The sequence below is a fragment of the Xanthomonas sp. WHRI 1810A genome (assembly GCF_040202885.1).
GTDB lineage: Bacteria > Pseudomonadota > Gammaproteobacteria > Pseudomonadales > Pseudomonadaceae > Aquipseudomonas.
In genome coordinates this window covers 1-18,589 of sequence record NZ_JBEGED010000028.1, presented here as the reverse complement: position 1 = coordinate 18,589, position 18,589 = coordinate 1, and the positions used below count along the sequence as shown (strand labels likewise).

The 18,589-nt window shown below is 60.8% G+C and carries 17 protein-coding genes; 6 read left to right on the top strand and 11 right to left on the bottom strand.

The features are described from left to right. Positions 1-171 precede the first annotated feature (171 nt). Positions 172-855 (top strand): GntR family transcriptional regulator, encoded by a 684-nt coding sequence (locus ABQX22_RS25670; protein ID WP_349802672.1) that lies wholly within the window; start codon positions 172-174, stop codon positions 853-855. Between the two features lie 108 nt (positions 856-963). After that, positions 964-1,287 carry a hypothetical protein gene (locus tag ABQX22_RS25665; protein ID WP_349802671.1) on the top strand — a complete coding sequence of 108 codons (324 nt, stop codon included), beginning with the start codon at positions 964-966 and terminating at the stop codon, positions 1,285-1,287. Between the two features lie 150 nt (positions 1,288-1,437). On the opposite strand, the gene ABQX22_RS25660 is transcribed toward ABQX22_RS25665, so the two are convergent. The 3 genes from ABQX22_RS25660 to psrA all read right to left on the bottom strand — a co-directional run bounded on the left by ABQX22_RS25660 (position 1,438) and on the right by psrA (position 3,991). Beyond that, entirely contained in the window at positions 1,438-2,178 is a 741-nt protein-coding gene (locus ABQX22_RS25660) for an S-methyl-5'-thioinosine phosphorylase (protein ID WP_349802670.1), read from the bottom strand. A 10-nt stretch (positions 2,179-2,188) separates the two neighbouring features. Beyond that, the gene (gene nagZ / locus ABQX22_RS25655) at positions 2,189-3,199 is read right to left on the bottom strand and encodes a beta-N-acetylhexosaminidase (protein WP_349802669.1); all 1,011 of its coding nucleotides are present in this window, start codon (positions 3,197-3,199) and stop codon (positions 2,189-2,191) included. 87 nt (positions 3,200-3,286) lie between these two features. Beyond that, on the bottom strand, positions 3,287-3,991 hold the full coding sequence (gene psrA / locus ABQX22_RS25650; RefSeq protein ID WP_349802668.1) for a transcriptional regulator PsrA: 705 nt from the start codon (positions 3,989-3,991) through the stop codon (positions 3,287-3,289). A 251-nt stretch (positions 3,992-4,242) separates the two neighbouring features. On the opposite strand from psrA, the gene lexA reads away from it, so the two are divergent. Then, positions 4,243-4,851 (top strand): transcriptional repressor LexA, encoded by a 609-nt coding sequence (gene lexA, locus ABQX22_RS25645; RefSeq protein ID WP_349802667.1) that lies wholly within the window; start codon positions 4,243-4,245, stop codon positions 4,849-4,851. 12 nt (positions 4,852-4,863) lie between these two features. Next, complete coding sequence (sulA, locus tag ABQX22_RS25640; protein WP_349802666.1) at positions 4,864-5,352, top strand: SOS-induced cell division inhibitor SulA; 489 nt, start codon at positions 4,864-4,866, stop codon at positions 5,350-5,352. 88 nt (positions 5,353-5,440) lie between these two features. Here the strand turns inward: sulA and ABQX22_RS25635 are convergent, their stop codons facing one another. From ABQX22_RS25635 to ABQX22_RS25605, 7 genes are all read right to left on the bottom strand, one after another. Next, positions 5,441-5,674 (bottom strand): hypothetical protein, encoded by a 234-nt coding sequence (locus tag ABQX22_RS25635; protein WP_349802665.1) that lies wholly within the window; start codon positions 5,672-5,674, stop codon positions 5,441-5,443. A gap of 75 nt (positions 5,675-5,749) precedes the next feature. After that, a complete protein-coding gene (locus tag ABQX22_RS25630) occupies positions 5,750-6,271 on the bottom strand; it encodes a DUF6586 family protein (protein ID WP_349802664.1) in 522 nt (173 codons plus the stop codon). Positions 6,272-6,407: 136 nt separating this feature from the next. After that, on the bottom strand, positions 6,408-9,014 hold the full coding sequence (gene topA / locus ABQX22_RS25625; protein ID WP_349802663.1) for a type I DNA topoisomerase: 2,607 nt from the start codon (positions 9,012-9,014) through the stop codon (positions 6,408-6,410). 109 nt (positions 9,015-9,123) lie between these two features. Further along, the gene (locus ABQX22_RS25620) at positions 9,124-9,360 is read right to left on the bottom strand and encodes a DUF1653 domain-containing protein (protein ID WP_349802662.1); all 237 of its coding nucleotides are present in this window, start codon (positions 9,358-9,360) and stop codon (positions 9,124-9,126) included. A gap of 102 nt (positions 9,361-9,462) precedes the next feature. Further along, complete coding sequence (gene fadA / locus ABQX22_RS25615) at positions 9,463-10,638, bottom strand: acetyl-CoA C-acyltransferase FadA (RefSeq protein WP_349802661.1); 1,176 nt, start codon at positions 10,636-10,638, stop codon at positions 9,463-9,465. Positions 10,639-10,661: 23 nt separating this feature from the next. Further along, positions 10,662-12,809: a fatty acid oxidation complex subunit alpha FadB gene (fadB, locus tag ABQX22_RS25610; protein ID WP_349802660.1), complete on the bottom strand. Its 2,148-nt coding sequence runs from the start codon at positions 12,807-12,809 to the stop codon at positions 10,662-10,664. Between the two features lie 568 nt (positions 12,810-13,377). Continuing rightward, complete coding sequence (locus tag ABQX22_RS25605; protein WP_349802659.1) at positions 13,378-13,815, bottom strand: hypothetical protein; 438 nt, start codon at positions 13,813-13,815, stop codon at positions 13,378-13,380. 110 nt (positions 13,816-13,925) lie between these two features. Here ABQX22_RS25605 and ABQX22_RS25600 point away from each other — a divergent pair, with 110 nt between their 5' ends. Continuing rightward, positions 13,926-14,369: a universal stress protein gene (locus ABQX22_RS25600; RefSeq protein WP_349802658.1), complete on the top strand. Its 444-nt coding sequence runs from the start codon at positions 13,926-13,928 to the stop codon at positions 14,367-14,369. Positions 14,370-14,455: 86 nt separating this feature from the next. On the opposite strand, the gene ABQX22_RS25595 is transcribed toward ABQX22_RS25600, so the two are convergent. Continuing rightward, positions 14,456-16,366 carry an ATP-binding cassette domain-containing protein gene (locus ABQX22_RS25595; protein WP_349802657.1) on the bottom strand — a complete coding sequence of 637 codons (1,911 nt, stop codon included), beginning with the start codon at positions 16,364-16,366 and terminating at the stop codon, positions 14,456-14,458. 210 nt (positions 16,367-16,576) lie between these two features. Here ABQX22_RS25595 and ABQX22_RS25590 point away from each other — a divergent pair, with 210 nt between their 5' ends. Beyond that, complete coding sequence (locus ABQX22_RS25590) at positions 16,577-18,505, top strand: transglycosylase SLT domain-containing protein (protein ID WP_349802656.1); 1,929 nt, start codon at positions 16,577-16,579, stop codon at positions 18,503-18,505. Positions 18,506-18,589 lie beyond the last annotated feature (84 nt).

The following is an 18,589-nucleotide window of genomic DNA, read 5'->3' as shown; positions in this document are numbered from 1 at the left end:
ATGACATCCCCTGATTGCTTCCCCGAAAACAGGGAAAACCGAGGGTAAGCGGCGGATTTGAGGGGGCGCGTAGATAATTTGGCCGATCGGCCGGATAATCGTGCAGGTGCACAGGCGCTGTAGCCGCCTGAACCACAAAAAGGATCTGGGATACCTATGGAGAAAGAACCGATGTCAGACAGCAGTGCTTCCGCGAACATCAACGAAGCCGCTTATGCGGCCCTGCGCGAGCGTATCGTCAGTGGCGAGTTGCAGCCCGGCGCGCCATTGTCAGAGCGCGCGTTGTGCGAAGCGCTGGAAGTGTCCCGCACGCCGCTGCGCGAAGCCATCAAGATGCTGGCCCGCGAAGGCCTCGTGGAGATCTCCGCCACGCGCCGTGCAAAGGTCGCGAGCGTGTCGCTGGCCGAAGCGGCGAACATGCTGACCTTGCTTGCCGCCCTGGAGGGACTGTCCGGAGAGCAGGCCTGCCAGAAGATTTCCGGCTCCGACATCGCCGAGCTGGAAACCCTGCAAGCCGCCATGCGCCTGAGTTACGAGCAGAACGACCTGGCGGGGTACTTCGAGTTGAATCAGGCCATCCACCTGAAAATCCTGGCGGTGGCGGACAACCGGGTGCTCTCGGAGATGTTCAACAACCTCAATGCCCGCCTGCGCCATGTGCGTAGACGCCTGACGCCGACGCCGGGGCGCTGGCTGCAGGCGGTCACCGAACACGAACAAATGCTGGTCTATCTGAAAAAAGGCGACAGCAAGAAATTGCGGACACTGATGGAAGATCACCTGCGCAATAAGGTCGATGTGTTTCTGGCCACAATGCTTGAGCATGGCATCGTCAGCGTGCAGCGCTCGGCCTAGCCGCCGGGGTGACAACCCCACGGGGCATGACCGTCTGTCGGGTCAAAGGGCACCTCTTCATGGGCCCGAATGACCAATATGTATCTACGACAACAATGGAGTCACCCCATGATTAAGCAAAAATTGACTGCCCTGACGCTTGCCGGTCTGCTCGCTGCAGCTGCGGGCTCTGCATTTGCTGGCTCCACTGGCCCGACTGACCCAGTTGACAACAACAGCGCGCCTAAAACCAGCACCCGCAGCCTCGGCCAAAACGCAGACGGCACTACACCAGGGAATACGTCTACCCCTGGCACCAAAGGCATGAATAACAGCGGCACCGGCACGCCTCCGCCGTCCGGCGGCATGACCAATGGCAGCGGCATGGGCGGTAATGGTGGCGGCGGCGAAGGCGGCGCCGGCGCTGGCGGTTCAGGCGGCGGTAGCAAGTAAGCAACACCCGCTACAGCCACAACGGGCCCACGAAGCGACAGCGCCATGCGTTGCTTCGGGGCCCGTTTTTTTATGCCCGGTCGAACGTGCTTGGCGCTGCTGTCCTCGATAGCGAACCCGGCGGTGGCGTCGGTTTGCAGGAGAACGGATTTACGCCGCGTTGAGCACGCGTGACAACGTTGCCTTGACCGAATCGATCCCCGCAAGCAACGCCTGCTCGATCTCAGCCATGGTGATGATGGCCGGGGACTTGCCGGCTGCAGTATTCACCACCAGCGCCAGGCAGGCGTATTCCAGCTCAAGCTCACGGGCCAACGCCGCTTCCGGCATCCCGGTCATGCCGACGATGTCGCAGCCATCGCGCTCCAGCCGCAGAATCTCAGCCACGGTTTCCAGACGCGGGCCTTGGGTGCAGCCATAGACACCGAAATCACTGAACGCACACCCTTCAGCGGTGAGCGCATCAATCAGGCGCGCACGCAGCGGCGCGCTATACGGGTGACTGAAATCGATGTGAGTGACCTGTTCGAGATCGTCAGCGAAGAACGTGTGGTCCCGGCCACTGGTGTAGTCCACCAGATCATGGGGGACACAGAAATGTCCGGTGCCCATGTCAGGATGGATTCCGCCCACTGCGTTGACCGCCAGCACCGCTTGCGCGCCGGCCTGTTTCAACGCCCACAGGTTGGCCCGGTAATTCACCTTGTGCGGCGGGATACGATGGGGCTGGCCGTGGCGCGCCAAGAACATCACTTCACGACCGGCGTACTCCCCGACCTGAATCTCCCCGGACGGCAGCCCATACGGCGTGTTCATCGCGAGTGACTGGCGGATTGTCAGCCCGTCAAGTTGGGTCAGCCCGGTGCCGCCGATAATCGCGTAAACAGTCATGGGGAATCCTTTAATCGATCAATTGAGCCGCACGCAACGCTGCCAGCGCCGACAGCCAGCGTGGATGCTGCCGGTATTCAGTGGTCGCCCAGGCCTGTCCGCGCATTTTCGCGATGCGTGCCGCAGGTTTGATGTTCAGGCGCTGGGCCGCGCTCAGGGCCAGTTCCGCCGCGCCGCGGTCATTGCACACCAGCCCCATGTCGCAACCGGCGGTCAACGCCGCTTCGATCCGGCTCGCCGCATCGCCCACCACATGGGCACCGGCCATGGACAGATCGTCGCTGAAAATCACCCCGTCAAAACCCAGTTCGCCGCGCAGGATGTCCTGCAACCAGCGCCGGGAGAAACCGGCGGGCTGTGCATCGACCTGAGGATAGATAACGTGGGCCGGCATGACCGCGGCCAGTTGTTTGCTCAATCGCGCAAACGGCACCAGGTCGTTGGCACGAATGGATTCAAGGCTGCGCTCATCGGTGGGGATGGCGACGTGGGAGTCCGCCTCGGCCCAGCCGTGTCCAGGGAAATGCTTGCCGGTGGCGGCCATCCCGGCGGCGTTCATGCCCCGGATGAACGCGCCGGCCAGCAGCGCCGCGCGCTCCGGATCGCCTTCGAACGCGCGGGTGCCCACCACGGCGCTGCGCTGGTAATCCAGGTCCAGCACCGGGGCAAAGCTCAGGTCCAGACCGACTGCCAGCACTTCGGTCGCCATCAGCCAGCCGCACGCTTCGGCCAGTGATTCGGCGTTGGGCTTGCCAGCGATGGCGCGCATGGCGGGCAGACGCACGAACCCTTGGCGCAAACGCTGAACCCGACCGCCCTCCTGGTCCACGGCCAGCAGCAAGTCCGGGCGAATCGCGCGAATGGCTGCGCTGAGCTCACGCACCTGACGGGGGCTTTCGATGTTACGGGCAAAAATAATCAGGCCGCCCACTTCGGGCTGACGCAGAAACTGACGGTCTTCGGAGGTCAGCCAGGTACCGGCGACGTCCACCATCAGGGAGCCTTGCAGGCCAGAACTCATATGAAGATCCTTCAACAACCCATGCACATGGCGGGCATGGTGCTTGATCGACGAAGGCGACGCAAATGCGCTGCCATCCTGCGTCGATCAGACTTTGGCGGGGGCTTGGCTTTTAATGCGCGGCCTGAGCTGCGCGCTGATCATCGTGGCGTCGGTGACACCGGTTTCCGCGCGCATGCCCGCGGCCAGGAACGGCACCATCAGGCGCATCACCTGCTCGATGGAGGTGTTGACCCCGAAATCGGTTTCGGCGATGGCACGCAGGGCCTTGATCCCCGACATGCTGAACGCGGCGGCGCCGAGCATGAAGTGCACGCGCCAGAACAATTCAATGGGGGGAATTTGCGGCGCCGCTTCGTTCACCAGCAACATATAGCGGCGGAACACCTTGCCGTACATGTCTTCCAGGTAACGACGCAGGTGCCCCTGGCTCTGGCTGAACGCCAGGCCCAGCAGGCGCATGAAAATCGACAGGTCGTTGCCGCTGCGGGGCTGGACGACCAGCGCCTGCTCGACGAGGATCTCTAGCAGTTCTTCAAGGGTGGGCTTGTGATCGAGTTTGGCCTGACGCCGCTCCAGCTCGCGATCGAGACTGATGCAGAACGGGCCGAGGAAGCGCGAAAAGACCGCCTGGATCAACGCTTTCTTGGAGCCAAAATGGTAGTTGACTGCCGCTAGATTGACCGAGGCCTTGCTGGTGATCAGCCTGAGTGACGTTTCGGCAAAACCTTTTTCCGCAAACAACTGCTCTGCAGCATCAAGAATACGTTCAACTGTTTCCGACTGGGCCATGGTTCTCTGCCTGACAAACAACTGTTTGAAACATACGTTTCAGTCAACGCACTGTCAAGCCTGCGCGTTCGTTTTCTGGCTGCCCGGTCACGGCCATTTAATCACATTGCAGGCCCTGATATCCGGCGCGATCACAACCTCTGGCGTCGCGGGAATACAACCGGCTGGCGCATGGATTGAAAACGGCGATTGCCAAGATCAATCCACTGTATATAATCCCAGCCACTGTATAAAAAGACAGAGCGAGCCCCATGATCAAACTCACGTCACGCCAAGCCGAAATCCTCGATTTCATCAAACGCTGCCTGGAAGACAATGGCTATCCGCCGACCCGTGCGGAAATCGCTCAGGAACTGGGCTTCAAGTCGCCCAACGCCGCGGAAGAACACCTGAAAGCCCTGGCCCGCAAAGGCGCCATCGAAATGACCCCGGGCGCTTCCCGTGGCATACGCATCCCCGGTTTCGAAGCCAAGGCCGACGACAGTGGCCTGCCGATCATTGGTCGAGTCGCCGCCGGCGCCCCCATCCTCGCGCAGCAGCACATCGAAGAATCCCTGAGCATCAACCCTGCCTTCTTTCACCCCAGCGCTGATTACCTGCTTCGGGTCCACGGCATGAGCATGAAGGACGTCGGCATTCTCGACGGTGATCTGCTGGCCGTGCACACCACCCGCGAGGCCCGCAATGGCCAGATCGTCGTGGCGCGCATCGGCGATGAAGTGACGGTCAAGCGATTCAAGCGTGAAGGCAGCAGAGTCTGGCTGATCGCCGAAAACCCGGACTTTGCACCGATTGAAGTGAACCTGAAAGACCAGGACCTGGTTATCGAAGGGTTAAGCGTCGGCGTCATTCGCCGCTAAAGGAGAACGTTCATGCAGTTCCCACAGACACAGCAGCACGCGCAATTGCCCTTGTTCGAAGCCTTCATGGCGCAGCCTCTGGCACCGATCCTCAGTGTACCGATGCTGGAAGACGCCATTGAGGCGCCGTGGAATACCGAGCCGGAAGCCTTCAGTGAATTGTCATTGCGTGGCGCCGCCGGGAACTGCCTGAACCTTCTGGCGTCTATCCTCCGAGAACTCAGCCAGGACAAGGATGCGCGCTGGCTGACCTTGATCGCACCGCCCGCCAGTGTGACCCAGGCCTGGCTGCGGGATGCCGGTCTGAACCGGGAACGCATTCTTCTGCTGCAACCACGGGGCACGCAGAGCGCGCAGGAGCTGACGCGAGAAGCGTTGCGACTCGGGCGCAGTCATACCGTGGTGAGCTGGATCAACCCGATCAGCAGTAGCGCGCGTCAACAACTGGTTGCCGCCGCCCGGATCGGGGATGCACAAAGCCTGAACATACGCCTCGGTTAACAGGCGCCGGACGACCGGATTCAAGGTGTGCAAGGCTTCTCAAGGGCGAGAAGCCGAACGTCATATGCTCTGCACGAGCCGTGTGAAATCAGTGAAGCACTCGCGGTCCGTCGTCTTTTTCCAGCTCGCCTTCGGCAAGGCGTCCGGCCATCTGTACCCCGACACTCAACATCGCCTTGGCAACTTCAACATGTTGGCCCTGCAGGAAAGCCTTGGCATCATCCGAAAAGTTCAGGGTGACCAAAGACCCTTCGTCCTCGGCACGGCGCAACTCGATACGGCCATCAGGCAGTTCGACAATTTCCAGAAAAGACGTTGGCATTAACACAGTTCTCCACGAAAGGCCGGCATTGTACCAGCCTGATGCCTTAGCCCCTAGTCCATCGATCACCCGGCATCAGCACTCGCTGAGGCCTTCCCTGAAGCGTATCGCCAGGCCTTTGAGCTGCTGACGCCAGTGTTCCATTTCTTCGCGCGTCAGCTCAGGCTCAACCTGTTCTTCTGCACCCACCGAAATGATCAGCGGCTGGGTAACGTCGCCTTTGGGCTTTCTGGGCGCACGGGGCGGCTGAAACAGCGCGTTGTACGACGCCAGCAACTGCGCCAGCCAGGTTTCCCGTTGCTGGGCGAGTTCCACCAGCTCTGCCATTTCGGGTATCGCAATGGCCTCCAACACTTGTGGCGTGAGCAGGGCCTCAGCCCGAGGCGCGTTGGCCTGCGGCAGCCGATAGTAGCCTGCAATCTCGTGGCACAAGCCCAGCAACGCGCCGTAGAGGTGAAACACCGCCGACTCGCGCTCAGCCTGCTCCAGCCCTTGAGCATTCATCGCCGTGCTGATCTTTGCCTTGGCCATGGCTTCGAGTGCCAGCCCCGCGAAAAAAAGCTTTTGATTGGTACGGGTATACAGTTCGTGCGCCATGACAATGACCTCCAGCAATAACCATCAAGAACCGGCACGGACGGGGCAGTAGCCCGGATAAGAAAATCCCCCGGCGAACCGAGGGACACTTTTAACGCAAACCGCCAGCGCCTGCCAGTCGATCAGACGCTCGCCATCAGCGCTTGTCTTCGACTTTCCATGCCTTGCCGTCGTAGAAGGCGCGCCAGCCGGTAGGCTTGCCTTCAACTTCGGTCTGCACGTATTGCTCCTTGGACTTGCGGCTGAAGCGAATCACGCTCGGACGGCCATCCGGGTCCTTCTTCGGCGCATCGCACAGGAAGTGATACTTGGGATCGATCTCGTCCTTGTGCGGCGCGATTTCCATGACCAGGGGCGCACGGGTCTCACGGTTTTTCGGGAACTGACTGGCGGCCAGGAACAGCCCCGAGGCGCCGTCACGCAAGATGTAAGTGTCATCCACCTTGTCGCACTTGAGCTCCGGCATTTTCACCGGGTCCATCTTCGGCGGTGCGGCTTCCCCGTTCTTCAGCAGCTTGCGCGTGTTCTTGCAGTTGGTGCAGCCGAAGAACTTGCCGAAACGGCCGGTCTTGAGCTGCATCTCGCCGCCACACTTGTCGCATTCAACGCTCGGGCCTTCATAGCCCTTGATCCGGTATTTGCCTTCTTCGATCTCGTAGCCCACGCAATCAGGGCTGTTGCCGCAGATGTGCAGCTTGTGCGTTTCATCCAGCAGATAGGCGTCCATCGCCGTGCTGCAGACCGGGCAGCGATGCTTGCCGCGCAGCACGCGGGATTCGGATTCGCCCTCGTCGTCATCGGCAATTTCATCGCCGGGCGTCAGGTTGACCGTGGCCTTGCAGCGCTCTTTTGGCGGCAGGCTGTACCCTGAGCAACCGAGGAACACGCCGGTGGAGGCCGTACGAATCTGCATCGGACGACCGCACACCTTGCACGGGATGTCTGTCATCACCGGCTGGTTGGCGCGCATCCCGCTGTCGGGCGCTTCAGCCACTTCCAGCTTTTTCTTGAAATCGCCGTAGAACTCGTCGAGTACGTTTTTCCAGTCACGGCCACCCTTGGCCACGTCGTCGAGGTTCTCTTCCATGCCGGCGGTGAAGCCGTAGTCCATCAGGTTCGAGAAGCTCTCGGACAAACGTTCGGTGACAATGTCGCCCATCTTTTCCGAGTAGAAGCGGCGGTTGTGCAGCGCCACGTAGCCACGGTCCTGAATGGTCGAAATGATCGCAGCGTAGGTCGACGGGCGACCGATACCGCGTTTTTCCATTTCCTTGACCAGGCTCGCTTCGGAATAGCGTGCAGGCGGCTTGGTGAAGTGCTGGGTCGGATCAAGCTTGATCAGCTTCATCTTGTCGCCCTGCGCCATATCCGGCAGGACGTCGTCATCACCCGGCTTGGCCATCTGCGGCATGACGCGGGTGTAACCGTCGAACTTGAGGATACGGCCCTTGGCGCGCAACTCGAATTCACCGGCCGCCACGCTGACGGTAGTCGACAGGTATTGCGCAGGCGGCATCTGGCAAGCCACGAACTGGCGCCAGATCAACTCGTAGAGCCGCTCGGCGTCACGCTCCATGCCCGTCAATTTGCTCGGGTGCGTATTGACGTCTGAAGGACGAATCGCTTCGTGAGCCTCCTGAGCGCCTTCCTTGCTGCTGTACACCAGCGGCGATTCCGGCAGGTACTTCTTGCCGAACTCGGTTTCAATGTAGGTGCGGGCCATGGCCACGGCATCGGCCGACAGGTTGGTCGAGTCCGTACGCATGTAGGTGATGTAGCCGGCTTCGTACAAGCGCTGGGCCATCATCATGGTTTTCTTCACGCCGAAGCCCAGGCGGTTGCTACCGGCCTGCTGCAACGTGGAGGTAATGAACGGCGCGGACGGCTTGCTGCTGGTGGGCTTGTCTTCGCGCTTGACGATGGCGTAATCCGCCACCTTGAGCTTTTCAAGCGCCGCCATGGCGTGGGTTTCGTTCAAAGGCTTGAACGCTTCACCCTTTTCACGGGCTACTTCAAAGCGCACGTTGGCGCCTTTGGTCGTGCCCAGGTCAGCGTGGACTTCCCAGTATTCCTCGGGGTTGAACGCGCGGATTTCCCGCTCACGTTCCACCACCAGCTTCACGGCGACCGACTGAACGCGGCCGGCGGACAGGCCACGGGCGATTTTCTGCCACAGCAGCGGCGAGACCATGTAACCGACGACGCGGTCAAGGAAGCGGCGTGCCTGCTGCGCATTGACCCGATCGATGTCCAGCTCGCCCGGTTTGGAGAAGGCTTCCTGAATCGCTTTCTTGGTGATCTCGTTGAACACCACGCGCTTGTAGCGAGTGTCGTCACCGCCAATGGCTTCGCGCAGGTGCCAGGCAATGGCTTCCCCCTCGCGGTCCAAGTCCGTTGCGAGGTAGATGGTGTCGGCGTCTTTGGCCAGACGACGCAGCTCCTCGATCACCTTCTCCTTGCCGGGAAGGATTTCGTACTTGGCTTTCCAGCCGTGGTCGGGATCGACGCCCATGCGGGCGACCAACTGGCGCTTGGCCTTTTCCTTGGGCGACAGCGCGGGGGCTTCACCGGCAACAGCCTTGCCGCGCTTGGCGGCAGGCTCTTTGCTGGCGCTAGCCGAACCGCTGGTGGGCAGGTCTCGGATATGGCCGATACTCGACTTCACCACGTACTGGTTGCCCAAATACTTGTTGATGGTCTTGGCCTTAGCCGGGGATTCCACAATGACCAGCGATTTGCCCATGGATCGGAAAATTCCTGAATGCTAGAAAAGGACGTTGGAGCCGTCGAGGCCCCGCTATATATAGTGGCTACAAGGTGAGGTCAAGCTCAGCCTGTTTCAACCGCCAGACTCACGACCGGGTAAAACGGTCAGGTTCGGCCTGGACCAAAGCAAAGCGCGGCACGTGCTCGCCGTCAACCTCGACGGATTCAAGAAACATGGTCAACGGCCGGACCCAGAGGCCGAATTCGCCGTACAGCGCTTGATAGAACACCACTTCTTCCTCGGTCTCCGAATGCCTGGCAACGCCGAAAACCCGGTACTCGGGACCTTTGTAGTGACGGTAAAGACCCGGTTGCAATGTCATGGTGCGGCCCTCGCGGTTGCAGCGAAAAAAAATGCCAAAAAAACTTTTTCCGAAAAAAACAAAAGCCGGGGCACCTGGCCCCGGCTTGCCACATCACACCGATTAAACGCGTTCGAAAACCGTGGTGATGCCCTGCCCCAGACCAATGCACATGGTGGCAACACCCAGGGTGCCGCCTTTTTGCTTCATGACATTGAGCAAGGTGCCGGAGATTCGCGCGCCAGAACATCCAAATGGATGGCCCAAGGCGATTGCGCCGCCGTGCAGGTTAACCTTCTCTTCCATCTTGTCGAGCACTTTCAAATCTTTCAGCACAGGCAGCGCTTGCGCGGCGAAGGCTTCATTGAGTTCGAAGTAGTCGATATCGCCGACCGTCAGGCCTGCTCGCTTGAGTGCTTTCTGGGTAGCCGGAACCGGTCCGTAGCCCATGATCGCAGGATCGACACCCGCCACCGCCATCGAGCGGATAACCGCCAGCGGCTGGATGCCGAGGTCCATGGCACGTTGCCCGGACATCACGATCATGCACGAAGCACCGTCGGTGATCTGCGACGACGTGCCGGCGGTCACGGTGCCACCTTTCGGGTTGAACGCCGGTTTCAGCGCGGCCAAGCTTTCAAGCGTGGTTTCTGGACGAATGGTCTCGTCGTAGTCGAACATCTTCAGGAAACCGTGCTCGTCATACCCTTGCATCGGGATGATTTCGTCCTTGAAGTTGCCTTCGACGGTGGCCTGTTGTGCCAGCCGGTGCGAGCGTACGCCGAACGCGTCCTGCTGCTCGCGGGTCACGCCGTGCATCTTGCCGAGCATTTCCGCGGTCAGGCCCATCATGCCCGACGCCTTGGCCGCGTACAGCGACATGTGCGGGTTCGGGTCAACGCCGTGCATCATGCCGACGTGGCCCATGTGCTCGACACCGCCGATGACGAACACATCGCCGTTGCCGGTCATGATCGCTTGCGCGGCGGTGTGCAAGGCGCTCATGGATGAACCGCACAAACGGCTGACCGTCTGGGCCGCCGAGGTGTGCGGGATCTGCGTCATCAGCGACGCCATGCGCGCGATGTTCCAGCCCTGCTCCAGGGTCTGGTTGACGCAGCCCCAGATCACGTCTTCGACTTCTGCCGGGTCAACGTTGGGGTTGCGGTCCAGCAATTTGCTGATCAGGTGCGCCGACATGTCTTCAGCGCGGGTGTTGCGGTGCATGCCACCCTTGGAGCGGCCCATCGGGGTGCGACCGAAGTCGACAATCACGACGTCTCTGGGATTCAAGCTCATATTTTCACCTACTCGTTGGGCACTTAGCCGAAGAAGCTCTGGCCGTTCCTGGCCATTTCGCGCAGCTTCGCAGTGGGGTGGTACAGCGCGCCCAGATCAGCGTATTGGTCAGCCAGGGCCACAAATTGCGCGACACCGACCGAGTCGATGTAACGCAGCGCACCGCCACGGAAGGGAGGGAAACCGATGCCGTAGATCAGGCCCATGTCGGCCTCGGCGGCGGTGTCGACGATGCCGTCTTCCAGGCAACGAACGGTTTCCAGGCACAACGGGATCATCATCCAGTTGATGATGTCCTCGTCGCTGACTTCACGTTGTTCGTAGACGATCGGCTTGAGCACTTCGAGCACCGAAGCATCGACCACCTTCTTCGGCTTGCCCTTCTTGTCGGTCTCGTAGACGTAGAAACCCTTGCCATTCTTCTGGCCCAGCCGGTTGGCGTCATACAGCACGTCGATGGCCGAGCGACGCTCGTCCTTCATACGGTCGGGAAAGCCCTCGGCCATGACATCGCGCCCGTGGTGGCCGGTGTCGATGCCGACCACGTCCATCAGGTACGCCGGGCCCATGGGCCAGCCGAACTTTTCCATGACCTTGTCGATGTGCACGAAGTCGACGCCGGCACTGATCAGCCGGGCGAAACCGCCGAAGTACGGGAACAGCACGCGGTTGACCAGGAAGCCCGGGCAGTCGTTGACCACGATCGGGTTCTTGCCCATTTTCTTGGCGTAGGCAACGGTGGTGGCCACGGCGGCTTCGCTGGACTTCTCACCGCGGATGACTTCAACCAGCGGCATCATGTGCACGGGGTTGAAAAAGTGCATGCCGACGAAGTTTTCCGGACGCTTGAGCGCCTTGGCCAGCAGGCTGATGGAGATCGTCGAGGTGTTGGAGGCCAGAATCGTGTCGGCGCCCACTTGTGCTTCGACTTCGGCCAGGACCGCTTGCTTGACCTTTGGATTTTCGACCACGGCTTCGACCACCAGATCGACATTGCCGAAATCGCCGTAGGACAGCGTAGGACGAATCGCATTAAGCGCTTCAGCCATCTTGTCTGCCGTCAGACGGCCTTTTTCAACGCGCTTGCCGAGCAGCTTGGACGCCTCGCCCAGACCCAGCTGAATGGCCTCTTCGCGGATGTCTTTCATCAGGATCGGCGTGCCTTTGACCGCCGACTGATAGGCAATGCCGCCGCCCATGATGCCCGCGCCGAGCACGGCCGCCTGCTTAACGTCGGTGGCGACTGCGTCGTAGATTTTCGCTTTCTTTTTCAGTTCCTGATCATTGAGGAACAGACCGATCAGGCTGGCTGCAGCAGAGGTCTTCGCCAGTTTGACGAAGCCGGCCGCTTCCACTTCGAGGGCTTTGTCCCGCCCGAAGTTGGCCGCTTTCTGGATGGTCTTGATCGCTTCGACCGGGGCCGGGTAGTTCGGGCCCGCTTGACCTGCGACGAAACCTTTGGCGGTCTCGAAGGCCATCATCTGTTCAATGGCGTTGAGCTTGAGTTTTTCCAGCTTGGGCTGACGTCTGGCCTTGAAATCGAACTCACCGGAGATGGCGCGCTTGATCAGGTCCAGCGCCGCCTCGTGCAGCTTTTCTGACGCGACGACGGCATCGACCGCGCCCACTTTCAGTGCATCTTCAGCGCGGTTATCCTTGCCCGAGGCGATCCACTCCACCGCGTTGTCGACGCCGATCAGGCGCGGCAGGCGGACGGTGCCGCCGAAACCCGGGTACAGACCCAGCTTCACTTCAGGCAAGCCGATCTTCGCGGTGCTGGACATGATGCGGAAGTCCGCCGCCAGGCACATCTCCAGACCGCCACCCAAGGCGATGCCATTGATGGCCACAAGCGTGGGTACGCCCAGGTCTTCAAAATCGCTGAAGATCCGGTTCGCTTGCAGGTTGCCGGCGACCAGTTCGGCGTCGGGCAGCTTGAAGTTTTCGACGAATTCGGTGATATCGGCGCCGACGATGAACACGTCTTTGCCGCTGCTGACGATGACGCCCTTGATCGATGCATCGGACTTGATGGCATCAACGGCGTGGCGAAGCTCATTGAGGGTGAGGCGGTTGAACTTGTTGACGGACTCACCCTTGAGGTCGAACTTCAGTTCGACGATGCCACTTTCAAGAGCAGTAACCGTGATGGCTTTACCTTCGTAAATCATCCACTGATCTCCACGATACGGGCTGAACACTACGCATCGGACGCTGATTCGGGTGAAAGGCCCGGCGCAATCGCCGATACACACCACCAAACACCAGGCACCCCGTCGACACGACTCGAGCGTCTGTCAGAGCGTTCCTACGGCAAACACTCAATTCATACGCCCGTTTGATTTGGGTGCGCCTACCTTCATCCATATTCCGGCAATTGTCAATTGAGCAAGCAGCGGGCATAACGGGCAAATTCGAGTACGCGGCGAGCGCCGTGCGCGCGGCTTTAATGAACCCCCTGACGTTAAACACGCGAGATGACCGGCTGACCTTCGTGGGGACCGCTTCAATATTAAATGAAGGAAAATAAGTGAATCAGGCGCAGACAAACGCACCAATAAAGTCTACATTCAGCGCACTGCGCATCAAGACGGGTCATTTTCAACGCTGACCTTGCACAAGGTGCACGGGCTTTTCCGGCATTGCACCGCAAAGCACCCAGAATTATCGGCCTGCCTGGCCAACCCCGGCCCGATGTTGTTATCGGGCTTTTTAATGCCCAAAATTCAGCGAAGCCGGTCAGGCAAGCGCCTTGAGTACTGCTGTAATACGCTGCAACACAAGCGGCTCGCCCTTCTCTCCCCAATACAACGCGATCAGCTGTTTGCCCGCCTCTACTTTGTAGGTGTCGGCAGGGAGTGTCTGGAACTGCGCCATCAATCGGGCGTCTTCGCAGGGTTCGCGCCACTGATTGAGCCATACGCCCGGCGCCGTTTGAAAGTAGACCCAACTGTCCGGCTTGGACGATCGACGCGGACGATGGTACTGCGCACAAGGGCTTGGCGGCTCTGTTGGCAGCCAGTGAGGCCATTCCTGCGGCATCAATTGCATCGCAAGACCCATGCGTCTGGCTTCCATCCGCAACGCCATTCTGCCACTCTGCTGCCGCGACGGACGCAGCCAGACCAGCGGACTGAGAACGATGGCCAGGATTGACACCACGATCCAGGCGGTCATTTGCCAGCCCCTTGCATGAAACCGTCGCTGTCGCAGACACATTGGCGTGCCATGAGGCGCGTGAAAAGAGCCATAATCAAAACCATCGCAAACCTCTGAAGGAACATCCCATGTCCTATAAACACATTTTGGTTGCCGTGGACCTCACCGAAGAGTGCGATCCGGTCATCAAACGGGCCATGGCCCTCGCTCTCGCCAGCGACGCCAAGTTGTCACTGGTCCATATCGTCGAGCCCATGGCCATGGCGTTCGGCGGCGATGTCCCGATGGACCTGTCGCAGCTGCAGCAGCAACAGTTCGACCAGGCCAAGGAAAAGCTCGCAGCCCTTAAAGCCAAATACCCTGATGTGAAGGCTGGCGACAGCCACCTGACCTACGGCCAGCCGCGCCAGGAAATCCATCAGCTTGCCAAGGACTACCACTGCGACCTGATCGTGGTTGGCAGTCATGGCCGCCACGGTTTGTCATTGCTGCTGGGCTCCACCGCCAACGACGTGCTGCACGGTGCGCCCTGCGACGTGTTGGCCGTGCGCCTGATCAAGCGCGCCGAGTAACACTGCTCTACCGCACCCCTGAAGCACCAGTAAAAAGCCCGAGCCCTTGAAAGGGGGCTCGGGCTTTTTTGCATCAGGCCAACGGATCAGTCGTCCAGTTCGGCCCAACGCTCCAGCAGGCCATCCAGCTCACCTTGAAGGCTCTCCATCTGCGCGATAACCGCAGTGGTTTGCTCTGCAGGCTGCTGATAGAAAGCAGGCGCGGCCATTTCAGCAGTCAGCACGGCCATCTTCGATTCAACACTGTCGATCTGACCCGGCAACGCTTCAAGCTCACGTTGCAGCTTGTAGCTGAGCTTTTTCTTGGCCACCGGCATCTCCGCCGCCGCAACCGGCTCGGCGGCCACCACGGCGGTGGCCAGTTCAGATTTCCCGGATTTGCTGTCGGTGACGCCCAACAAGCGCGGCGAACCGCCCTGACGCAACCAGTCCTGATACCCGCCGACAAACTCGCGGACCTTGCCTTCGCCTTCGAACACCAGGGTACTGGTGACGACGTTGTCCAGGAATGCCCGGTCGTGGCTGACCATCAGCACCGTGCCCTTGAAGGTCAACAGCACTTCTTCCAGCAGCTCGAGGGTCTCGACGTCCAGATCGTTGGTCGGCTCATCGAGGACCAGCAGGTTGGCCGGCTTGCTGAACAGCTTGGCGAGCAGCAGACGCGCACGCTCGCCGCCCGACAATGCTTTGACCGGCGTGCGTGCACGCTGCGGGCTGAACAGGAAGTCGCCGAGATAACTCAGGACATGGCGGCTCTGGCCGTCGATATCGATGAAGTCGCGACCTTCGGCCACGTTGTCGATCACGGTCTTTTCCAGGTCCAGCTGGTGACGCAACTGGTCGAAGTAAGCGACGTCCAGACGGGTGCCGACCTCGACGCTGCCGCTGGTGGGCTGCAGGTTATCGAGCATCAGCTTGAGCAGCGTGGTCTTGCCGGTGCCGTTGGCGCCCAACAGACCGATACGGTCTTCGCGCTGCAGGACCATGGAAAAGTCCTTGATCAGCATCGGGCCGCCCGGGTGAGCGAAGCTGACGTTTTCCAGCACCATCACCTGCTTGCCGGATTTATCGGCGGTGTCCAGCTGAATGTTGGCCTTGCCGGTGCGCTCGCGACGTTCGCTGCGCTCGACGCGCAATTCTTTCAGGGCACGGACGCGGCCTTCGTTCCGGGTGCGGCGGGCCTTGATGCCCTGCCGGATCCAGACCTCTTCCTGGGCCAGGCGCTTGTCGAACAGCGCGTTGGCGGTTTCTTCCGCGGCCAGCGTGGCTTCCTTGTGCACCAGGAAGCTGGCGTAGTCGCCGTCCCAGTCGATCAGGCCGCCGCGGTCCAGTTCCAGGATGCGGGTGGCCAGGTTCTGCAGGAAGGACCGGTCGTGAGTGATGAACAACACGGCGCCCTGGAAATCCTTGAGCGCTTCTTCCAGCCAGGCAATCGCACCGATGTCCAGGTGGTTGGTGGGCTCGTCGAGCAGCAGCAAATCGGGTTCGGACACCAGCGCCTGCGCCAGCAGCACACGGCGACGCCAGCCGCCGGACAATTCGGCGAGGGTTTTCTCGGCAGGCAACTGAAGACGGCTCAAGGTGCTGTCGACCAGTTGCTGCAAGCGCCAGCCGTCACGGGCTTCGAGGTCTTGCTGGACATGCATCAGCTTGTCCAGATCCTCGGCGGTGACGATGTTCTGGCTCAGGTGGTGGTATTCGGCGAGCAAGGCGCCCACGCCGTCCAGGCCTTCGGCGACGACGTCGAACACTGTCCGGTCGTCGGCCAATGGCAATTCCTGGGGCAATTCGCCGATTTTAAGCCCCGGCGCGCGCCAGACACTGCCGTCATCGGGCTTCTGCACGCCTCTGACCAGCTTCAGCATGCTGGACTTGCCGGTACCGTTACGGCCGATGATGCAGACCCGCTCGCCACGGCCGATCTGCCACGACACCTTGTCTAATAGCGGCATGGCGCCGAACGCAAGGGACACATCGCTGAATTTGAGCAGGGTCATGAGCTTCTCCAAAAACCGGGCGCGCATTCTAACTGAGATACCCGCGACATTGGGCATTGGATGACAGAACGTCGCACCCTTGATCAAATACCTTCTTTTATAGGCACTGAATGTTTCTATCCGTGATCATCGGCGCCGCGGTGCTTCAATCGGCGCAGGCAAACGGCTAAGCTGGCCACACTTTTCACGATTCATCTGCTCGGAAGTCTCATGCGCAGTCGTTTGTTCAGTCTTTTGTCCTGCCTGCTTCTGTCGGCGACCGCCGCCCAGTCCGTCCAAGCGGTCGACCTCTCCCAGCAACGTCAATATTACGATGAAGCCAAGCGTGCGCTGGCCAAGGGCGACGCGGGCCCTTATCGCATGTACGCCGCGGCGCTGGCCGATTACCCGCTTGAACCCTATCTGGCGTACGACGAACTGACCGCCCGCCTCAATTCCGCGAGCAATGCGGAAGTCGAGAAGTTCTTTGCCGAAGACGGCGACCTGCCCCAGGCCAATTACATGAAGCTGCGCTGGTTGCGGTTGCTGGCGTCCCGTGGCGATTGGCAGCCGTTCGTCCAGTACTACGACCCCAAGCTCAATTTTGTCGAACTGGACTGCCTGTACGGCCAATACCAGTTGAGCCACAACCTGCGCGCCGAAGGCTACGCCAACGCTGAAAAGCTGTGGATGACCGGCAAGACCCTGCCCACCGCCTGCGATGCGTTCTTTGCGCAATGGGCCGTGGAAGGCCAGCTCACGGAACAGAAACGCTGGCAGCGCGCCAAGCTCGCCGCCCAGGCCCGCAACTACGCGCTGGCCAATCAGTTGGTCAACAGTCTGACCACCCTCGCCCCGCAAGGCCGATTGCTGATTGCCGTCGCGCAGAAGCCGGAGATGATCAACAACCGGTCGCAGTTCGTACCGGCCGACGAGGCGATGTCCGACGTCGTCGGCCTCGGTCTGCGTCGCCTGGCCAAGCAGGATCCGCAGCAGGCGCTGGTCCTGCTGGACGCCTACGCACCCGCGCTGCGTTTCTCTCATGAAGAGCAGGTGCAGATCGCCAAGGAGATCGGCCTGACCCTGGCCCGCAGCTACGACGGTCGCGCCCTGGAAGTCATGACCAAGTACGACCCCGATCTGCGGGACGACACGGTGACCGAATGGCGCCTGCGCCTGCTGCTGCGTCTGGCACGCTGGAACGACGCCTACGAGCTGACCCGCCGCCTGCCGCAGACCCTGGCCACCACCAACCGCTGGCGCTACTGGGAAGCCCGCACTCTGGAACTGTCGCAGCCCAACAGCCCGCTGCTGCCGGCGCTGTACAAAGGCGTGGCCAAGGAGCGTGATTTCTATGGCTTCCTGGCGGCCGATCGCACACAAACCCCGTATCAACTCAATAACAAGCCGCTGGTGCTGAGCACGGCAACGATGAACAAGGTGCGCAACACCCCGGGCGTGCGTCGGGCGCTGGAGTTTTACCAGCGCGGGCAGATCGTCGACGGTCGCCGCGAGTGGTATCACGTCACCCGCCGCTTCACCCGCGACGAAATGGTCGCCCAGGCGCGGCTGGCGTACGACATGAAGTGGTATTTCCCGGCGATTCGCACCATCAGCCAGGCGCAATACTGGGACGATCTGGACATCCGGTTCCCCATGGCCCACCGCGAAACCCTGGTCCGGGAAGCGCAGGTGCGCGGCCTGCATTCGAGCTGGGTGTTCGCCATCACGCGCCAGGAAAGCGCGTTCATGGACGACGCACGTTCAGGTGTCGGCGCCAGCGGCCTGATGCAGTTGATGCCCGCCACGGCCAAGGAAACGGCGCGCAAGTTCAGCATTCCCCTGTCGTCGCCCGCCCAGGTGCTGGACCCGGACAAGAACATCCAGCTCGGCGCGGCGTACCTGAGTCAGGTGCACAGCCAGTTCAACGGCAACCGTGTGCTGGCGTCAGCGGCGTACAACGCAGGGCCCGGTCGTGTACGGCAGTGGCTGCGCGGCGCGAACCATCTGGCGTTCGATGTGTGGGTGGAAAGCATCCCGTTCGACGAGACCCGCCAGTACGTGCAGAACGTGCTGTCGTATGCCGTGATCTACGGCCAGAAGCTCAATGCACCGCAGCCGCTGGTGGATTGGCATGAGCGGTTTTTTGATGACCTTTGATGTGAAAAACCGCTTTTGTAGGAGCTGACGAGCCCGTGCGAGGCTGCGATTGCGGTGTGTCAGACAGACCGCATCGCAGCCTCG